Genomic DNA, 16,580 nt, shown 5'->3' on the forward strand with positions numbered 1-16,580 from the left:
AGATGAAAAGGCAGCCCGGCAATTTTTCACTCCGACAGGCCTATTGGCTGCTGGCGCTGGCCGGCGCCCTCCTGGCCCCTTGTACTGCGATCGCGCAGCCCGTCGCCGAAGGCGGCAGTGTGGCGGTAACGGAAAGTTTCAGCGCGCGACAGTTCACCCAGCAGGCACCAGGGGATCTGCCCGAGGATGCCGAGCGGGTTGTGGTGGGTTCCGAATTCCTCAACCTGTACACCGGCCCGGGGCGCGGCTATGTGATCAGCAATGTGGTCGAATACGGCGAGCCCCTGTGGCTGCTGAAGCGCCGCACCGACTGGGTCAAGGTGATGACCCGCCGGGGCAAGACCGGCTGGGCAAAGATTGCCGACCTCGATGAAATATTCACCGCGCAAGGCGAGCCGGTGGCGGTGCCCACACCGGGTATCGACGACTACCGCGAGCAGAACCTGCGCCTCGGGTTTGCCTATGGCGATTTTGCCGGCGCCAACTCCATGGGGGTGTCGCTGGGCTACCGATTTACCCAGAATATCTCCGCCGAAGTGCGCGCAGCGCAGACCATCGGTGCTTACTCCGACAGCCAGACCTACCAGGTTGCGGTGGTGCACCAGCCATTTCCCCAATGGCGGCTGTCGCCCTACTTCCTGCTGGGAACCGGCATCAATATCACCTCCCCCAATGCCACCATCGTCGCCACCGAAGACCGCCAGGACACGGCGATGCTGACTGGCATTGGGGTCACGACCTATCTTTCCCGCCGCTTTGCCCTGCGCGCCGAAGTGGCCAATCACTACCTGCTCACCTCGCGGGAAAATAACCAGGAGATTGTCGAGTGGAAACTCGGGTTCGACGTATTTATGTAAGGCTCGCCGGCTTGCTGCTCGCGGGCTCGCTGTCCTCAGGCGCCCTGGCCCAGTACAGCCAGGATATCGACGAGATTATTTCGCCGGATCTGGAGCGCCGTGAAATCCGCGAGGCCAAGATCGACAGCGAAGACTTCGAATTCACCGCCTATCTCGGCGGCATCATGAGCGTGGAAGATTTTGGCTCCAATGCCCTGTATGGCGGCAGCCTTGCCTACCACATCAGCGAAGACTTCTTTATGGAAGCGGCCTACGGGCAGACCACCTTGGGCGAGTCCAGTTACGAGCGCCTCAGCGGTTCCGCGCCGCTGTTGACTGACGACGAGCGCGAGCTGTCCATGTACAACCTCTCGCTGGCCTGGAACTTCCTGCCAGGGGAGATTTTTGTGTTCGACGACTGGGCGCTCAACAGCAACCTGTACCTGATCGGCGGCATCGGCAATACCAGCTTTGCCGATGAGGAGCACTTCACCTACAACGTCGGTGCCGGCGTGCGGGTGCTGGCCCAGGACTGGTTGGCGGTGCGCATCGATGTGCGCGACCATATTTTTGAACACGAAATCTTTGGCGAGCCGCTGACCACCAACAACCTGTCGGCGCAGCTCGGTATTTCCATCTATTTCTGACTTGCTGCCTTTAAAACAATAAACCCGGAGAAATCGAATGCGTAAACTGATTGCCGCTCTCTGTGCTTCCGCCGCCCTGCTGGCCGGCGCCCCATCGATGGCCAAGGCACCCGCCAGCGACTTTACCCTGGCTTCCCTCAAAGACGGCAACCTGCGTCTGAGCGAACAGCGCGGCGACGTGATCATGCTGAATTTCTGGGCCTCCTGGTGCGGCCCCTGCCGCGAGGAAATGCCGCTGCTGAACGATCTGCACGCGCGTTACGAATCCGCCGGTTTCAAGGTTTGGGGTGTGAACGTGGATGCCAACCGCGACGACGCCCAGGCCATGCTGAAAAAAATCCCGGTGGAATTCCCGGTATTGTTCGACGGTGAAAGCCAGGTGAGCCAGCTGTTTGGTGTCGAAGCCATGCCGAGCTCGGTATTCATCGATCGCGACGGCAATGTGCGCTACGTGCACAAGGGCTACCGCAGCGGCGATGAGGCCGAGTACAAGAAAATCATCAAGGAACTGATCCGGGAATAAACCATGGCCAAGCGCGCGCTGTTACTTCTTCCACTGTTCCTGCTGCTGGGCGGCTGCGAAACCCTGATGCCGGAGCCCTGGGTAAAGCCCTACGAGCGGCATTACCTCGCGGATCCGATCATGAGCTTCGAGCGCGATCCGGTGGCCGCGGGGTATATGAACCACGTCTACGAAGCGCGTGAAGCCGCCAGGGGCGCAGAAGGTGGGTCAGGAGGCGGCTGTGGCTGCAATTGATCGTGCAAAAATCGTCGCGGCTATTATTGGGTTTTGGCTACCTGCCAGCCTGATCGCCGCGGTACTGCCGGAAGAGCGGGCCGATACCATGTACCACTCCTACAGTGGCGGTGGTGTCACCATCGATGGCCCGTCGATCCTGGTGCGCAAGAATGTCGGCAACAAGCTCTCACTGTCGGCCAATTATTACGTGGATATGATTTCCGGTGCCTCCATCGATGTGCAGGCAACCGCAAGCCGCTATTCCGAACAGCGCGATGAGTTTTCGCTGGGGGTCGACTATCTGGTGGATAAAGCCACCCTGAGTCTGAATTACACCAACTCCAGCGAAAGCGATTACCAGGCGGAAACCGTCGGTTTTGGTATCAGGCAGGATTTCTTCGGGGATCTCAGTACCCTGTCCATGCGTGTGAGCTTCGGCAGCGACGATGTCATGCGCAACGGCGACGAGGACTTCCTCGAGCAGGCCGAGCACCGCCGCTATGCCATCGGCTGGAGCCAGATCCTCACCCAGAAGCTGATTGCGGAACTGAGCGTGGAAACGGTGGCCGACGAGGGCTTCCTGAACAATCCCTACCGCAGCGTGCGCTACCTGGATCCGAATGCCGGCAGCGGCTTCAGCTACCAGGCCGAGCTCTACCCCACCACCCGCAACAGCGATGCCGTCGCCCTGCGCGCCAAGTACCGCCTGCCGTACCGGGCCGCGGTAAAAAGTGAATACCGCCGCTACGCAGACAGCTGGGGCATCAGTGCAGACAACCTGGAGCTGCGCTACACCCACCCGCTGGAGCAGGAGAACATCATTCTCGAGGGCAAGCTGCGCTTCTATAAACAGAGCGGGGCGGACTTCTACAGTGACCTTTTCCCCTACCTGAACGCCACCAACTTCCGCGCACGGGATAAAGAGCTGAGCGACTTCACCAGTACCGCTATTGGCATCGGCGCCTCCTACCTGTTGCCGGATCGCTGGTCCCTGTTTGATCGCAAGAACACGGTGAATCTCTATTGGGATTACATCATGTTCGATTACGACAACTTCCACGATGTGCGGGTGCACAACGGCGATTCTGTTTACCTACCGGGCGAGGAGCCCGCCTACAGTTTCAACGCCCACGTTGTGCGGCTGTTCTGGTCGGTGTGGTTCTGAAAAACTGATTTACAGGGGCCGCAAAGGCCCCTAAAGTTCGCCCGCATTGCCCGGTGACACCCGACTGCTCTGGCGGACTTTTCCTCCCGATTTCATCCGGTGCTCACCCGCGGCTGCCATACTCGAGCCAGCTGTGTTTCCCTCTGTTTTGCCACGCCCGGTGGATCCCATGTTCAGTTATCGCCACGCTTTCCACGCCGGCAACTTCGCCGATGTACTCAAACACTTCGTACAGGTGGAAATTATTTCGCACCTGCAGAAGAAAGACGCACCTTTCGACTATATCGATACCCACGCCGGTGCGGGGATGTACCGGTTGCAGTCGGATATGGCGCAGAAAAACCAGGAGTACCTGAACGGAATCGGCAAATTACAGGGCAGCGACGCCCTGCCGGAACTGGCGCCTTACCTGGCGCTCATCGACGACTTTAACCCGGGCGGCCAGCTGCAGCGCTATCCCGGTTCGCCGATGATCGCCGCCCAGATGTTGCGGGCCCAGGACAAAGGCTGGCTGTATGAGCTGCACCCCAGCGACGCCGAACTACTGCGCAACAACTTTGCCGGCAACCGCAATTGCCGGGTGCGCGTCGAGGACGGCTTCAAGGGCCTGAATGGCCTGCTGCCGACCCAGTCCCGGCGCGCGCTGGTGCTGATCGACCCACCGTATGAGCAGAAAGAGGACTACCAGCGCGTGGTCGCGGCGCTGAGCCTGATCCACCGCAAGATGGCCACGGCCACAGTGGCCATCTGGTACCCGGTGGTGGAGCGCAAGCGCATCGACAGCCTGGAAAAGCAGATCGCGGCCACCGGTATCCGCAAGATTGAACTGTTCGAGCTGGGCATTCGTGCCGACAGCGAAGGTCACGGCATGACGTCCTCAGGGATGATCGTGGTGAACCCGCCGTGGACGCTGAAGGAAAAAATGCAGGCGCTGCTGCCGAAGCTGGCACAGCTGCTAAGCGAGGACGGTGCAGCACACTTTCGCTGTGAGACCCTGGCCGGCGAATAGAGTTGCCCGTGAACGGATAGATATAAAAAAGCCCGGGAATTCCGGGCTTTTTTATTGGGGGGAGTTGACCTGGAATCAGTCCTTCCAGAACTGCCACCACTTCTCGCTGTGCTCGGCGCGCGCGGCCTGGCCCTGCTCGGAGCCCTTGTCCATCTCCTTGCGCTCCTGCTCAGCTTTCTTGGCCTGCTGCTTTTCCTTCCCCTTCAGCTTTTCTTCCGGCATCTCTGTATCGGACTTCTCGTCCTTGGGCAGGCGGGCCATACGGTCGACCTTCTTGCCGTCGTGCTTGCCTTCGGCATGCTCGTACTTGGCCTTTCTCTTCTCAGCAAACGCGCGCTTTTCTTCCTCGGTCAGGCGATAGGGCTCGGCTTTCGCCTCTGCCTTCTCATGGGCGTGGGCCTTGGCCGCTTCCTGGCGGGCTTCAATCTGCTCGGGGGTCGGCTTGTCTTTGCCGACGGCTTCGGGCTTGTCTGCCAGTGCCGGCGCGGAAATTGCCAGGCTGGTCATGGCGGCGATCAGAATCTTGTTCATGTGGACTCCTGTCGGTGTGTAGTAGTTGGGGGTAGTTTGCGTGTAGCTACGTGAATTGTGGCTGAACGGATTGTGAGGGTTCCGGGTGACGGTATCACGGCTGCACAGTGTGCTGTGTGAAGGGGCCAGCAAAAGGTGCGTTTCAAGTGGCAGTAGCGCAGCCTCGCCCAACCGGGTGGGGTTCACGCTTAAGTGTGTTGTTCATATTTTAAACGACTTGGAAGCCGGGGAATGAACCCCTGTGTGATTTTTGTTCAGGAAGTTGCGCGCCCTTACAGCATTCGTAGAAATCGGTGACAACTACGGGTTTATCCGGTAGTTTTTCACGGATAAATCGTGAGGCTATTCCCATTTTTTTGGCAGATCCGGTAGCTTCGCGCTGGCGGATCAAACTCCCTGGCGGCTTTGGCTTCGCTCAGGAACCAATGGAAGTGCATGAGCAGCAGAACTCAAAATAATTAATAACAACGCTCGGTAGTACATATGAACATCAGTGACTATTTCTCCAAGGTTCTCCAGGCACCACTGAAAAACATTCAATGGTCTTGGGGCGCAGAAAATGACAAGGCTGTTTTCCTGCGCAGCTGGGTGCCCGAGTTCGATGGCCGGCGTGTCTATGTGTTGGGAGACCGGGACGATTACGGCAGTCCGGGCTACGGCGAGCGCATCCGTCATATTGAATCCATCAACTCCGGCATGCCCGGCTTCGTGGTACTACTGGAACCACTGGACGCGACAGCTGACAAATGGACCATCAAGCGCTTTGAGGAAAAGGTCTATCCCATCAAATGTTTCGAGCGCGAAGCCGACGAGTGGTTTGCCGTGCTAGAGGACGGTGTTGAGATATCCGTAGCCAATGGATTCGATCCAGAAGCCGAGCTGGATAAGCTCATGGACTGCAACGCCACCGAAACAATCAGAAAGGCGGCCAAATCCTGGAAGCTTATTGGGGTAAAGGAGGGTGAGGCGATCTTTAAGCACCCTACCAAATTGACCCGCTTGATCATTGATGTCGACACTGGTGAGTACCGCCGAACATAAGCGCAACACCAACGCATTTTAGCCGTGGACATTTTCGGCAGCCACAGCGTTGATAGGTTTGACGATCTCGCCGGGCTAGAAGAAACATCCGTGCTGTGGCGCTTGGTAGTTGTTCTGCAGGTGTCAGTGATCTTCATGTTCTACGACCGGCATATTTTTTACGGCAAAGCGCGGCATTCCGAAGAGCGCAAAATCATCAAGTATTAAAGATAAATAATAAGAATGGAACACAATAAATACGACATCATTGGCGATATTCACGGCCATGCCGATGCGCTGATTGAACTGTTGGAAAAACTCGGTTACAGCGAAACTGAAACCGGCTACTCTCACCCAGAGCGCAAAGTCATTTTCCTTGGTGACTTTATTGACCGCGGTGAACACCTGGCCCAGCATCGAAAATTGCTGGGAGTGGTGATGAAGATGGTCAAAAATGGTCACGCCAAAGCCATTATGGGCAACCATGAATTCAACGCCCTGGCGTATCACACGGAAGTAAACGGCGAGCCCCTGCGCCCACACACAGATAAAAACACCAAGCAGCACCGGGCGTTTCTCAATGAATACGACAATGACCCGGAAGCCAAGGCCGAGGTGCTGGACTTCTTCTACACACTGCCCATGTGGCTGGATCTGGGTGCCCTGCGCGTCGTGCACGCCTGTTGGCATTCTGAACTGATCGAGCAGTTGGAACATAAAATCAACGGTGCTCGCCTGACCCGTGAGCTGGTGGTAGAGGCCAGTACTAAGGGTACGGAGCTGTATCACGCGGTTGAAACGCTTCTGAAAGGTGTAGAAGTCTCGCTGCCAAAAGGTGTGACTTTCCTAGACAAAAGCGGTCACCCACGTACTGATGTGCGAGTGCAGTGGTGGAACCGCGCCGCCAGTAAGCTGGGAGAGATCGCCCTGCCGCTTGGGGTGGATATCGGTGAGGCCGCCGCCCAGCCAGTGCGCGGCAATATTCCCTATTACCCAGAGGACAGTGTCCCCTGCTTTGTTGGCCACTATTGGCTCAAAGGCACACCAGCTCCACAGGCCCACAACGTTGCTTGTCTGGATTATTCCGTGGCCGCGAGTGAGGGCGATAGACAGCTAGTGGCCTATCGCTTCAGTGGTGAAAAAAACCTGAGCAAAGATAACTACGTATCCGTCCGTCCCGCATAACGGACGATACGGCTACCGGAACTCCACCTACTAAACAAAGAAGCCATTTAAAAGGCCACTGTATGTACCAGATCGACAAAAACGCCAATCGAATTTCTCCACTTAAAGAGAAGAAATTCTCCGAGCTGGGCTTCCGCGAGCGCGAACATTTGCAAGAATGGATTGCTGCGAATCCAGAAGTGCTTGGAGAGGAGCTGCTGATTATCCAGAAGGAGTTCGACGGCTTCGACGAAACCCGTGAGCGCCTCGATCTGCTGGCCCTGGACAAGCAGGGGCACCTGGTAGTGATCGAAAACAAACTGGACGATTCTGGCCGCGATGTTACCTGGCAGACCCTCAAGTACGCCTCTTACTGCGCTGGGCTTACCAAAAGCCAGATTGTCGCCATCTACCAACAGTATCTGGATAAATACGAGCAGGGCGACAGTGCCCAGCAGCGCCTTACGGACTTCTTCGACGATATTGAGTTTGACGAGCTCACTCTCAATCCGGGCTCCGATCAGCGCATTATTTTTGTGGCGGCTAACTTTCGTCGTGAAGTCACTTCCACCGCCTTGTGGCTAATGGATCACCGCATTCGTATCCAATGTATCAAAGCCGTGCCCTTCGCAATCGGGGAGCAACTGCTGCTCAAGCTGGATCAGATCATTCCGGTGAAGGAAGCCGAACAATATATGATCGGCATTAGCGAGAAGAAACAGGAAGAGCAATCCAACGAGCGCTCACTGGCAAACAGCCATCTGATACGGCAGAAATTCTGGAAAGTCTTTCTAGACACTATCCGCGAAAGTGACTGCCGACTCTACGACAACGTCAATCCGAGCAAGGATGGTTGGAGCAGTACTGGCTCCGGGGTGAGTGGCATTGTGTATATCGTGGTCTTTGGCCGCAATTGCATGCGGGTCGAGTTCTTTATCGGCCGCGGCAGCCAGGAGGAGAACAAGTATCTTTTTGACCAGCTGGCAGCCCGCCGCGAAGAATTTAATCAAAAATTCGGTGCCCCGCTGGACTGGGAGCGCCTGGATCATAAAAAGGCCTGTCGGATCAGTTATGAAGCTCCTGCTGACGGTTTCAACTCCGACGAATGGCCGCGTATTGCTACTTGGCTGACGGATCATGTATCTCGGCTCGAAAAGACCTTCCGGCCGGAAATTCCCAATCTGAAAAGCCTGCTGGCGCAGCGGCAGGAAGAGGGCGTGGGCGAAATTTAACGGCGATTTAGTCAAGAGTTGGATGAGTGGATCTTGGGGTTTGGCACGGGGTGGCAATTCGCAGTAGGGCCAGTGCATAGGGGCCGGAGGGCGATTTTGTGGGTGCGAAATTTTGGGCGGGCGCCGTAACCCCACCTTGCGGGTATGCAGGGAGTGGACTTGTGTAGTGGTCAACTTATTCCGGACAGTAAGTTAAGTTTTTCTTCGGCCTTTGCAGGCGGTATACCATCGTTGTGCTGGTGGGGACGTTCCCAGTTGTAATAGATCATCAGATAGTGGCTGATGTCCCGGCTTGCTTATGCGAAGGGGTGGTAGCCGAGCGAAGGTATCCATTCACTTTTCAGGCTGCGGAACAGCCTTTCCATCGGTGCATTGTCCCAGCAGTTACCACGGCGACTCATACTCTGGGTCATCCGGTATCGCCACAGTCGCTGCCGGAAAAGGCGGCTCGCATATTGGCTGCCCTGATCCGAGTTGATATCTTGCGGTTTCCCTCGATGCTCCCAAGCCATTTTCAACGCCTTTACTGCAAGCGCGGCATCTGGCTGTTCTGATATTGTCCATCCAACTATACGATGTGCATACAGGTCGATAACTGTGGTTAAGTAGCACCAGCGAGAACCGGCCCAGATATATGTGATGTCACCGCACCAAACCTGATTTGGTCTCTCCACATCGAACTGGCGATCAAGCTCATTCGGTATATCTGGTCGCTCAACGGTCGCCCTCTTGTATTTATGCGGGCCCGGCTGCTTACAGATCAGACCAGCCTCTCTCATCAGACTGCGAACTTTAAAGCGTCCGATAGCCACGCCCTGATCGTTGAGTAATCCTACGATTTTGCGGCTGCCCGCAGAACTATGGCTACGCGTGAAGATCTCGTTGATCTGGGTCCGGAGCTGTAGCCTGGAGGTGTCCACGACATTGTTCCGGTTCCTGTATTCGTAATAACATGATCGAGGTGCTTCAAACGCGTCACAGACCAGTTCCACGGACTCCTGCTCACTCAATCGGGCTATCAGCGCGTACGATTCATCTCGTCGGACATCAAGAGAGCGGTAGCCTTTTCTAGTATCTCTTTCTCCCGCTCCAGATGGTTGATGCGGGCTTCAAGTTCTTGGATTCTTTGCTGTTCCGGGGTGAGGGCTTTGCTGGCCGGCGTCACACCACCACGTTCAGCCTCGAGTTGGTTCACCCAGCGGCGGATAGCAGTTGTGCCGACATCCAAAGTCCGGGCCGCATCTGATATCGAATACCCTTGGTCAATGACCAAGCGGACAGCCTCCAGCTTGAACTCGGGGAGAAGGATCGACGTTGACTACTCATTGAACACCTCTGATTCGGGTGGCAACCTTACCACCTAAGTTGGTGTCCTGGATTAGTAAACCGCTACACTTTCAAAACTGATTGTGGTAGCAACGGTTCAGACCTTGAGGCCGCCGATGCTAGTAGAGGGCGCGTCGGACCTTATCCAGTCTGCGGCGAAAAAGATCACTTCTTCTGAAGGCGCGCGCGTCTTGCCCTTGAGGGCACATTCCCAGATAGTAAGCACCCGCCAACCACACTGTTCTAGGTTCTTCAGGTTACGGACGTCACGCTCAGCGTTTCCCTCGAGCTTTTTACGCCAGAAAGCCTCTCTGCTGGATGGCCACTTAAAAAGGTGGCAGCCGTGACAATGCCAAAAACAGCCGTTGACCTGTATTACCGCCCGATATTTCGGGAAAACGAGGTCGGGCCTGCCGGGAAGTCGCTTGCCCTGCCATTTGTAAGAACTCCCAAGTCTGTGTCTCAGCCCCAACCGGTGCAAACCACTACGTATGATTTTCTCCGGGCGAGTGTCCTGGCCACGAATGCCTGCCATCATTTGCGACCGCTTCTCGCGGTCTACAATGTCCATAAACTTGTATGTTCTGTATACATATACAGTCCTTCTCAATATACTCCAGTTAGCACTCGGGCTTTCATCTGGGTCAAACCTGTGACATTATCCGCTGGGTCAAACCTGTGACATCCGGTGTAAGCTGGGCCATCATGGTCCGGTCAAAAAGCAATCAAAAAGAAGTCTCTTCAGCATGGCACATCCACAAGATATACAACAGCTTCTTGGATCAGCAGTACGCATCTGGGGGCAGAAGCATGTTGCTGAAGCGATGGGAGTGGAGCGGGAGACTGTCAACCGGTGGCTCAAGAAAAAGGGCATTGATGAGCTGAACGGAAATTTTGCAAATTACCAGAAAGCACTCAAAAGCCTGTTTCCGGCTAAGCCTCGCGATTATGACAAGCGCAAGTTTGACTTCATTGACCTGTTTGCCGGTATCGGCGGCTTACGCAAGGCCTTTGAAGGTATCGGTGGCAAGTGTGTGTTTACCAGTGAATGGGATGAGTATGCCCAGCGCACCTATATGGCCAACCACTACGACGACCACGTAATAAACGGCAATATCAAGGATATTACTGAAGGTCACCGGCTCGCCGAGCAGCGGGGAGTGTGCGCAACGGAGCTTTCCGAGCGGGAGATTGCCGGTTTCATCGCTGAAAGCATCCCGGATCATCACGTTTTGCTGGCGGGATTTCCTTGTCAACCATTCTCCATCGCCGGGGTCAGCAAGAAAAATGCGCTCGGCCGCGCGCACGGCTTTGACTGCAAAATACAGGGAACCTTGTTCTTCGATATCTGCAAGATTCTGAAGGTAAAGCGACCCGCGTGTTTTTTGCTCGAAAATGTCAAGAACCTGAAAAGCCACAACAAGGGTGATACCTACCGAACCATACTCGAGGCCCTGGATGATGCCGGATATACGGTTCCGGTTCCTCAGGTAATGAATGCCAAAGACTGGTTGCCGCAAAATCGCGAGAGAATCGTCATTGTAGGTTTCCGCAAGGATCTCGGGATTGGTAACGGGTTTGATCTGGGCAAGGTAAAACCGAAAGCGGGTGAGGCGGTAGAGTCACTCGGAGAGCTTCTGGACCCGGCAAGCAGAATCGATCCCAAATACACGCTGACAGAAGGCCTGTGGAACTACCTTCGGGCCTACAAAGCAAAGCATCGTGGGAATGGTAACGGGTTCGGGTATGACCTGTTTACGCCCCAGTCAACCTATACCCGGACGCTGTCAGCCCGCTACTATAAGGATGGTTCGGAGATCCTCCTTGCCAAAAACCCCCGGCACGCTAGCAAGTGCGAGGATGGCAAAGACATCCCCCGGCGCCTTACGCCCGCCGAGTGTGCTCGACTGATGGGCTTTGACAGGCCGGGGGAATCCGAATTCAGAATACCGGTATCGGACACGCGCGCCTATAAACAGTTTGGCAACTCTGTCGTAGTGCCGATGTTTGAATCTGTGGCCCGTGAGATGAAAAAGCATATTTTTCAGGCGCTACGGCAGGAATCCCCCACAGAGAAAACGGCCAGTCATCGGCAGGGAGAGCTGTTCCTCGCAGGCTGATCAACCTGAAGGCTTTTCATTTTGCAGATAAATTCGCCAAGGCTCAGAATTTCGCTTCTGGGCCCTGGTGGAAACCTTTTCCGAATGGATTTGGGTACAACAAGGCGAATCCCGGCGGCTGACAGTTCCCGGAACTGGTTTTCGGAGATTCCTTCCTGCAGGGTAAACAGATATTTTACGCGGATCCGGTCCGCTTCATTGATAACCTGGCGCCAGCGGTCTTTCAGCGTGGTTTTGACGGCAAGCATGTTCAAGCGGCTGTCGGGAAAATTTCCGTCGTAGTAACTTTCACCATCGGGAAATAGGAAGTCTGGCCGTTTATTTCCCTCGGTCTTCACTTGTGTCGCAAAGCGGGTTAACCCCTCCTCGATGAAAATCCTCTCAAGGTGCAGCTCCAGCGACCTACCCGCACGGGATTTTCGGCGATTGCCAACAGAATTGGCAAGACTGATAAAGCTGCTGACGCTCTGAAACCCGTTACCGATCAACGGCATTACGTGACAGCTTTCCACCGTTCGGAACACCCGGTACTCATCTTCATATCGTTTCAGCAGTCGTTTATCCGGAGAAATACCGGAATAGGGGTAGGCCGTCGCTACGTAGTCGGAAATCTGCTTTCCTGTTGGAAAGTTAACGCCCCATTCTTCCGGGAGAGAAAGTTCTTCTGATGGACCGGGATGCACAAAGTGAGTCCCGCCTATCAGCGTTGTAAACGGCTGGAAAACGGTAACAGTAGGCAAAACTTCACCAATCAGCCCCTCGAGATAATCCTCTTCCTCCGTGTTGTCGCACATCCATATGTGAAGATAATCTGTGTCAAATCCGGCAACATTTTTCTCAAAAGCAACTATTGTCAGCGCACCGGTATTATCCGGGTCCTGTAAAGGCGCATATTCAACTCCCTGTTTCCAGCGGGTAATTCGCTGCTCGTCTCTTCCGTTGCGCTTATTCTCTGAGCGTTTGCTATTGTAATAAATAACCCGCAGGTACTGAGAAGGCAAATCATGCGATTGCACTTGCCCCTGACATATAACAGAAGGATTGGCCTCATCGTTCGTAAAAATTGACGGAAATGCGAGCCTGCTAAACTCGTGGGGAATATATATACCTGCCCCGTGGCCGCCGGTCAGCCCGGTGTCGTTGGCGGAAAGGCGTTTGACATAGGCGTGCCAGCTGGAGCCCTGCTTTTCCCCAATCCATTCTTGTAGTTTGGAAACGCTCACCTGCAATCAGCCCCTTGCCCTATCTGTTTTCCGACAGAATTCTGTTAATAACGTGTTTTTGACCAAACACCTCCAGTAGCGCCTGGGCGCGGGTAATACCCACATAAAGAAGTTCGTAGCTGGAGGAAATGTCGGTACTCGCAACAAGAAAGATCACCGGGCTCTCCAGTCCCTTGAATCTCCGGATGGTGTCGACGCAGATGTTATCGTCGTTCCGGTGTTCGGCATCTGATGCTCTGTATCTGCCTATGCGTACACCCCGACTGTCCCGGAAAGCTTCCAGCTCTTGTCTATCGGAAAAAAGAATTGCAATATCGCCGGGGCTGATATCTTCTGCATTGACCAGCTCGCCAACACGCTCAGCCAGCCTGGGTTTCAGATCGGAATCGCCGGAAATGACATGAAATGCTGGCTTTTCGCCATCAGGGCCTATTGCCCGAACCGGGCTGCCTTGATAGAAGTTTTCCGCGGTGTTAAAGATGGCCCGGGTATTGCGAAAGTTTCTGGTTAGCCTGTGCTTTGCCAGTGGAAGCGACTTGATATAGCTCGTACTTGTGTGCATGACACGCTGATTGTCATCGTAAAAAATGTACAGCACACCGTCCTCGCCATTCCTGACAACAACTTCAAGCGAGGCTAGCCAGTCATCGGTGAAGTCCTGTCCCTCATCAACAATAACTGCGTCGTATTCCTCAAGTCCTGCATCGCAAAAGTTATCCACCAGATCTTCTGCAAGTTCCGAAACACTGAATTCTTCCGGGTTCAGCCCGGCGCCAATGGCTACATCTCGGCAGTAGCGGTGGAAGTGCCTTGCTGTGACCCCGTGGTAACCATCCATTTTTTCCTGAAGGTAATTTCCAAGCGGTCTGTTAAAGCAAAGCAGAAGTACGCGCTTTCCGGCCTCTGCCAGCATTACTGTCTTCTCAATGGCGAGAATGGTTTTGCCTGTCCCCGCCGCTCCGGCTATCGCCATCCGCTGGTTTTCTTCCATTTCCTTCAGGATAAAAATCTGGTCATTCGTACGCAGGTTAATCGTCTGAAGATCATCCCTCAAATATGAGCCAAGGGGAACGTGAAGGTGAATCGGGCGGGTAAGCATGTCGCTCAGTGCGGCTACGCCGTCGTTACCAAGAGCTTCCGTCTTATCGTTTTCATCCAAAGTACCGTCAAGGCGCGAGGCGACCCATGCGTCCAGGTGGTTGATGTCGCTGTTGAAAGCGAAAAGTTTCAGTGGCATGTCCGGACGGAAATCCCTCGCAGGCCGGGTGCTGTGAGGTAATATGACTCCGTGTCTTGCACAGATATAGCGCGGCTTCCAGAGCGGAGATTCTTTCAGCTTCTCAAGAATGTGATATTTGCTTTTGCGTGCCTGCTCTACCGGATTCTTGATGTGGCGGGGGATCCCGTGCCGATCTGTACTGGACCAATTGTCGTCCCGGTCAATCTCAACCCTTCCTCCTTTGACTTCAATTGTCAGAAGGCCTTTCTGCGGGTGAGCAACTAGAAAGTCCGCCTCGCCATCAACTTCACTCCCGTCCGGGTTCGTACCAAGCCAGGGGCTGGAGTAAAACACGCAATAACGCTCATCCAGCTGCTCTCTTAATGCGTTGTATATCATGACCTCACTGGAGCGCCGAGCGTCATCTCGTATTTCCCTAGGCAAAGATTCCGGAAAAATTCTGGCCATCTAACGCGTTCCCCCGGTGGTCAAATCTGAAAAGAACCCGATGCTGCGGTCTTCCGGCGTTCCAACAAGCATGGCCCGGTCCAGAAACCGGTTGAAGTCCTCGCAGGAAGTCTCGGGTGCAAGCAGGCAGCTGTGGCATGCCGCAAGCGTGGCAGATTCTGTGGCAGCAACCAGTCCCTTGATGCATAGTGGGTCGGAGGAGCACCATTCATTGGCCCTTATTGCCTCGAGAAACATCGGGCCGAAGCGATCAGGCAATCCCTGTCGTTGAAGACCACCGAGAGTGCCATCGGAATCACTGGTCGCGGTGTAGATCATGACACCCGCCATATCTTGATCGTTGCTGCCCAGATATAGGCGCTCCCTCAGTGAGGCCGAAGAGTAGCCACATTGAAGGGCAAGCTGTTTCATAAGGATGTGTGCCAGAGAGTGGATCAGAAGGAAGCGGGCCCCAAGCTCCGGAGAAACTTCGCAGGATGAATCGTTGTCCGGATTAAGTACCCGGCTTTCCTTGTAGTTTTTCAGCGCGGATGCGCGAGCTTTAACTTCCGGCCTCGATTCCCAGGCGGAAAGCCGCTCTGGACACAGCGAGATAAAAATTCCCTCTCCACGAACTTCTATTGCTGGCAGCCAGCCCATAGGGCGTTGTGAAAGATATTGCGATCTGATCGGTGCCTGCCCTGAACTTCCCGGCATGGGCTCAATACGGGTGAATCCCTGAAGCGCTCGGATTTCTCGCAGGCTCACGACACGCAACAGACTGTTCAGGTGCGGCAGTGTTGATGGAAGGCTACAGGAGCGAACCTCAAATTCATCTCCTGCGCGTTGACGGCGTGATGCAGCCAGCCTGAACTGTTGATATTCGTCCCAGCGCAGGTTGCCACTACTGCATTTTTCACTCTCCGCTATTTTCTCCTCAACGAGTTCCTTGAAACTAGCCTTTTCGATATTGCCAATATCCTCGGATATTTGTTCCCAGAACTGATCGATATGGCGTTCCCGGTTCTCTTTTGCGGAATGTGTCTCATCCCCTTTGATAGTTGCAATGTCATTCCAGCGATATCCCAGCTGCCTGATGATTTCTTCAGACCAGGGAGGAATAACCAGTGCGGACTGCATCAGTGGGAAGTAAATATTGGACGCACCCCGTTGGAGCGTGACGGATTTTTGCTCGCAGACCTCGTCACCATCAATTAGCCATGGCCGTGCTCCGCTGCAGGCATGATCCTTGTGCGCCTCTGGAGAAAATATGAACTCCAAAGACTTCCGTTTTCCGCATTTCCCGCAGCTAAGTACAAGCCCTGCAAGACCGGGCCCTTCCGCCTCAAGCTTGAATTTTTTACCATTTGAGCATGGGGAGCCTGAGTGGACCCACCGGGACCAGGGGAAGTCTTCAAGGTGTCCGTGCCGGCAGGCTGTTACGAAACGAACAGGAACGACATATACATTTTCGTTGGACTCGGACTTGGAACTGCAACCGGAACAGTACCTGGAAGGGTCACCCGGGCTCTGGCCCCACCGTCGTGCTGGCTGGATGATGTGGCACTTCGGGCACTGTAGCCAGCCGGGGAAGCGCTTGCCCGTCAGCGGAATTACCGTGTCTTTATCGGAAGGCGTATCCGGTGATACCGGTGGCAATCGGAAATGGGATACATGAAGCTTCTGGGCAAGGCGTGGCTCAGTCAGTCTTTTCATATCAGAGGCGACTGCACCAGCTTCTTCGGCAGCTTGCTCCCAGTATTCGAGCCCACCCGCGACCACAGATACTGCTGCGCCTGATCCCGGCGCGCGGAAATCGATAATGGCACCCGGACCGTAGTTCATGATGATATTGCTTTGACGAATTTTTCCGAGCTCTTTTTTTGACATGTTTTCTTTCCT

Annotated in this window: 16 protein-coding genes and 1 pseudogene; 11 read left to right on the forward strand and 6 right to left on the reverse strand. The window is 54.8% G+C overall.

From position 1 onward, the window contains the following. Window positions 1–2 precede the first annotated feature (2 nt). The 6 genes from ACNKU7_RS00610 (at window position 3) to ACNKU7_RS00635 (ending at window position 4,396) form a co-directional block, all read left to right on the forward strand. On the forward strand, window positions 3–857 hold the full coding sequence (locus ACNKU7_RS00610) for an SH3 domain-containing protein (RefSeq protein ID WP_418295012.1): 855 nt from the start codon (window positions 3–5) through the stop codon (window positions 855–857). Next, complete coding sequence (locus tag ACNKU7_RS00615) at window positions 827–1,483, forward strand: outer membrane beta-barrel domain-containing protein (RefSeq protein WP_418295013.1); 657 nt, start codon at window positions 827–829, stop codon at window positions 1,481–1,483. Before ACNKU7_RS00610 ends, ACNKU7_RS00615 begins: the two co-directional genes overlap by 31 nt. Window positions 1,484–1,520: 37 nt before the next feature. Beyond that, complete coding sequence (locus tag ACNKU7_RS00620; protein ID WP_418295014.1) at window positions 1,521–2,006, forward strand: TlpA family protein disulfide reductase; 486 nt, start codon at window positions 1,521–1,523, stop codon at window positions 2,004–2,006. A 3-nt stretch (window positions 2,007–2,009) separates the two neighbouring features. Continuing rightward, window positions 2,010–2,240, forward strand: coding sequence for a DUF4266 domain-containing protein (locus ACNKU7_RS00625; RefSeq protein ID WP_413231497.1), 231 nt, complete (start codon window positions 2,010–2,012; stop codon window positions 2,238–2,240). Continuing rightward, window positions 2,227–3,387, forward strand: coding sequence for a DUF3570 domain-containing protein (locus ACNKU7_RS00630; protein ID WP_418295015.1), 1,161 nt, complete (start codon window positions 2,227–2,229; stop codon window positions 3,385–3,387). The genes ACNKU7_RS00625 and ACNKU7_RS00630 overlap by 14 nt, the downstream gene beginning before the upstream one ends. 133 nt (window positions 3,388–3,520) lie before the next feature. Further along, window positions 3,521–4,396 (forward strand): 23S rRNA (adenine(2030)-N(6))-methyltransferase RlmJ, encoded by an 876-nt coding sequence (locus ACNKU7_RS00635; RefSeq protein ID WP_418295016.1) that lies wholly within the window; start codon window positions 3,521–3,523, stop codon window positions 4,394–4,396. Window positions 4,397–4,471: 75 nt separating this feature from the next. Here the strand turns inward: ACNKU7_RS00635 and ACNKU7_RS00640 are convergent, their stop codons facing one another. After that, a complete protein-coding gene (locus tag ACNKU7_RS00640; RefSeq protein WP_418295017.1) occupies window positions 4,472–4,927 on the reverse strand; it encodes a hypothetical protein in 456 nt (151 codons plus the stop codon). A gap of 483 nt (window positions 4,928–5,410) precedes the next feature. Here ACNKU7_RS00640 and ACNKU7_RS00645 point away from each other — a divergent pair, with 483 nt between their 5' ends. The 4 genes from ACNKU7_RS00645 to ACNKU7_RS00660 all read left to right on the forward strand — a co-directional run bounded on the left by ACNKU7_RS00645 (window position 5,411) and on the right by ACNKU7_RS00660 (window position 8,343). After that, window positions 5,411–5,968, forward strand: coding sequence for a hypothetical protein (locus tag ACNKU7_RS00645; RefSeq protein WP_418295018.1), 558 nt, complete (start codon window positions 5,411–5,413; stop codon window positions 5,966–5,968). 24 nt (window positions 5,969–5,992) lie between these two features. Further along, window positions 5,993–6,175, forward strand: coding sequence for a hypothetical protein (locus ACNKU7_RS00650; protein ID WP_418295019.1), 183 nt, complete (start codon window positions 5,993–5,995; stop codon window positions 6,173–6,175). Between the two features lie 15 nt (window positions 6,176–6,190). Continuing rightward, complete coding sequence (locus tag ACNKU7_RS00655) at window positions 6,191–7,132, forward strand: metallophosphoesterase (RefSeq protein ID WP_418295020.1); 942 nt, start codon at window positions 6,191–6,193, stop codon at window positions 7,130–7,132. Window positions 7,133–7,194: 62 nt separating this feature from the next. Beyond that, entirely contained in the window at window positions 7,195–8,343 is a 1,149-nt protein-coding gene (locus tag ACNKU7_RS00660; protein WP_418295021.1) for a DUF4268 domain-containing protein, read from the forward strand. 170 nt (window positions 8,344–8,513) lie between these two features. Here the strand turns inward: ACNKU7_RS00660 and ACNKU7_RS00665 are convergent. Together ACNKU7_RS00665 and ACNKU7_RS00670 are read right to left on the reverse strand one after the other, a co-directional pair. Beyond that, window positions 8,514–9,669 (reverse strand): annotated as a pseudogene (locus ACNKU7_RS00665) (IS3 family transposase). Between the two features lie 97 nt (window positions 9,670–9,766). Further along, on the reverse strand, window positions 9,767–10,240 hold the full coding sequence (locus ACNKU7_RS00670) for a very short patch repair endonuclease (RefSeq protein WP_418295022.1): 474 nt from the start codon (window positions 10,238–10,240) through the stop codon (window positions 9,767–9,769). A 175-nt stretch (window positions 10,241–10,415) separates the two neighbouring features. Between ACNKU7_RS00670 and dcm the strand changes: the two genes are divergently transcribed. Next, window positions 10,416–11,789, forward strand: a complete 1,374-nt coding sequence (dcm, locus tag ACNKU7_RS00675; RefSeq protein WP_418295023.1) for a DNA (cytosine-5-)-methyltransferase — start codon at window positions 10,416–10,418, stop codon at window positions 11,787–11,789. Here the strand turns inward: dcm and ACNKU7_RS00680 are convergent. From ACNKU7_RS00680 to drmB, 3 genes are read right to left on the reverse strand one after another with little or no spacing between them, the layout of a single operon-like run. Beyond that, window positions 11,756–13,012 (reverse strand): type II restriction endonuclease, encoded by a 1,257-nt coding sequence (locus ACNKU7_RS00680; RefSeq protein ID WP_418295024.1) that lies wholly within the window; start codon window positions 13,010–13,012, stop codon window positions 11,756–11,758. The genes dcm and ACNKU7_RS00680 overlap by 34 nt on opposite strands. A 19-nt stretch (window positions 13,013–13,031) precedes the next feature. Next, window positions 13,032–14,699 (reverse strand): nuclease-related domain-containing DEAD/DEAH box helicase, encoded by a 1,668-nt coding sequence (locus ACNKU7_RS00685; protein WP_418295025.1) that lies wholly within the window; start codon window positions 14,697–14,699, stop codon window positions 13,032–13,034. Continuing rightward, entirely contained in the window at window positions 14,700–16,568 is a 1,869-nt protein-coding gene (gene drmB, locus ACNKU7_RS00690) for a DrmB family protein (protein WP_418295026.1), read from the reverse strand. Window positions 16,569–16,580 lie beyond the last annotated feature (12 nt).

This window comes from Microbulbifer weihaiensis, from assembly GCF_048323715.1.
Classification (GTDB): Bacteria; Pseudomonadota; Gammaproteobacteria; order Pseudomonadales; family Cellvibrionaceae; genus Microbulbifer.

Coding starts and splice junctions, on each gene's coding strand:
- ACNKU7_RS00685 (WP_418295025.1), bottom strand. CDS start 14,699: ATGGCCAGAATTTTTCCGGAATCTTTGCCTAGGGAAATACGAGATGAC.
- ACNKU7_RS00620 (WP_418295014.1), top strand. CDS start 1,521: ATGCGTAAACTGATTGCCGCTCTCTGTGCTTCCGCCGCCCTGCTGGCC.
- dcm (WP_418295023.1), top strand. CDS start 10,416: ATGGCACATCCACAAGATATACAACAGCTTCTTGGATCAGCAGTACGC.
- ACNKU7_RS00610 (WP_418295012.1), top strand. CDS start 3: ATGAAAAGGCAGCCCGGCAATTTTTCACTCCGACAGGCCTATTGGCTG.
- ACNKU7_RS00645 (WP_418295018.1), top strand. CDS start 5,411: ATGAACATCAGTGACTATTTCTCCAAGGTTCTCCAGGCACCACTGAAA.
- drmB (WP_418295026.1), bottom strand. CDS start 16,568: ATGTCAAAAAAAGAGCTCGGAAAAATTCGTCAAAGCAATATCATCATG.
- ACNKU7_RS00670 (WP_418295022.1), bottom strand. CDS start 10,240: ATGGACATTGTAGACCGCGAGAAGCGGTCGCAAATGATGGCAGGCATT.
- ACNKU7_RS00655 (WP_418295020.1), top strand. CDS start 6,191: ATGGAACACAATAAATACGACATCATTGGCGATATTCACGGCCATGCC.
- ACNKU7_RS00660 (WP_418295021.1), top strand. CDS start 7,195: ATGTACCAGATCGACAAAAACGCCAATCGAATTTCTCCACTTAAAGAG.
- ACNKU7_RS00640 (WP_418295017.1), bottom strand. CDS start 4,927: ATGAACAAGATTCTGATCGCCGCCATGACCAGCCTGGCAATTTCCGCG.
- ACNKU7_RS00625 (WP_413231497.1), top strand. CDS start 2,010: ATGGCCAAGCGCGCGCTGTTACTTCTTCCACTGTTCCTGCTGCTGGGC.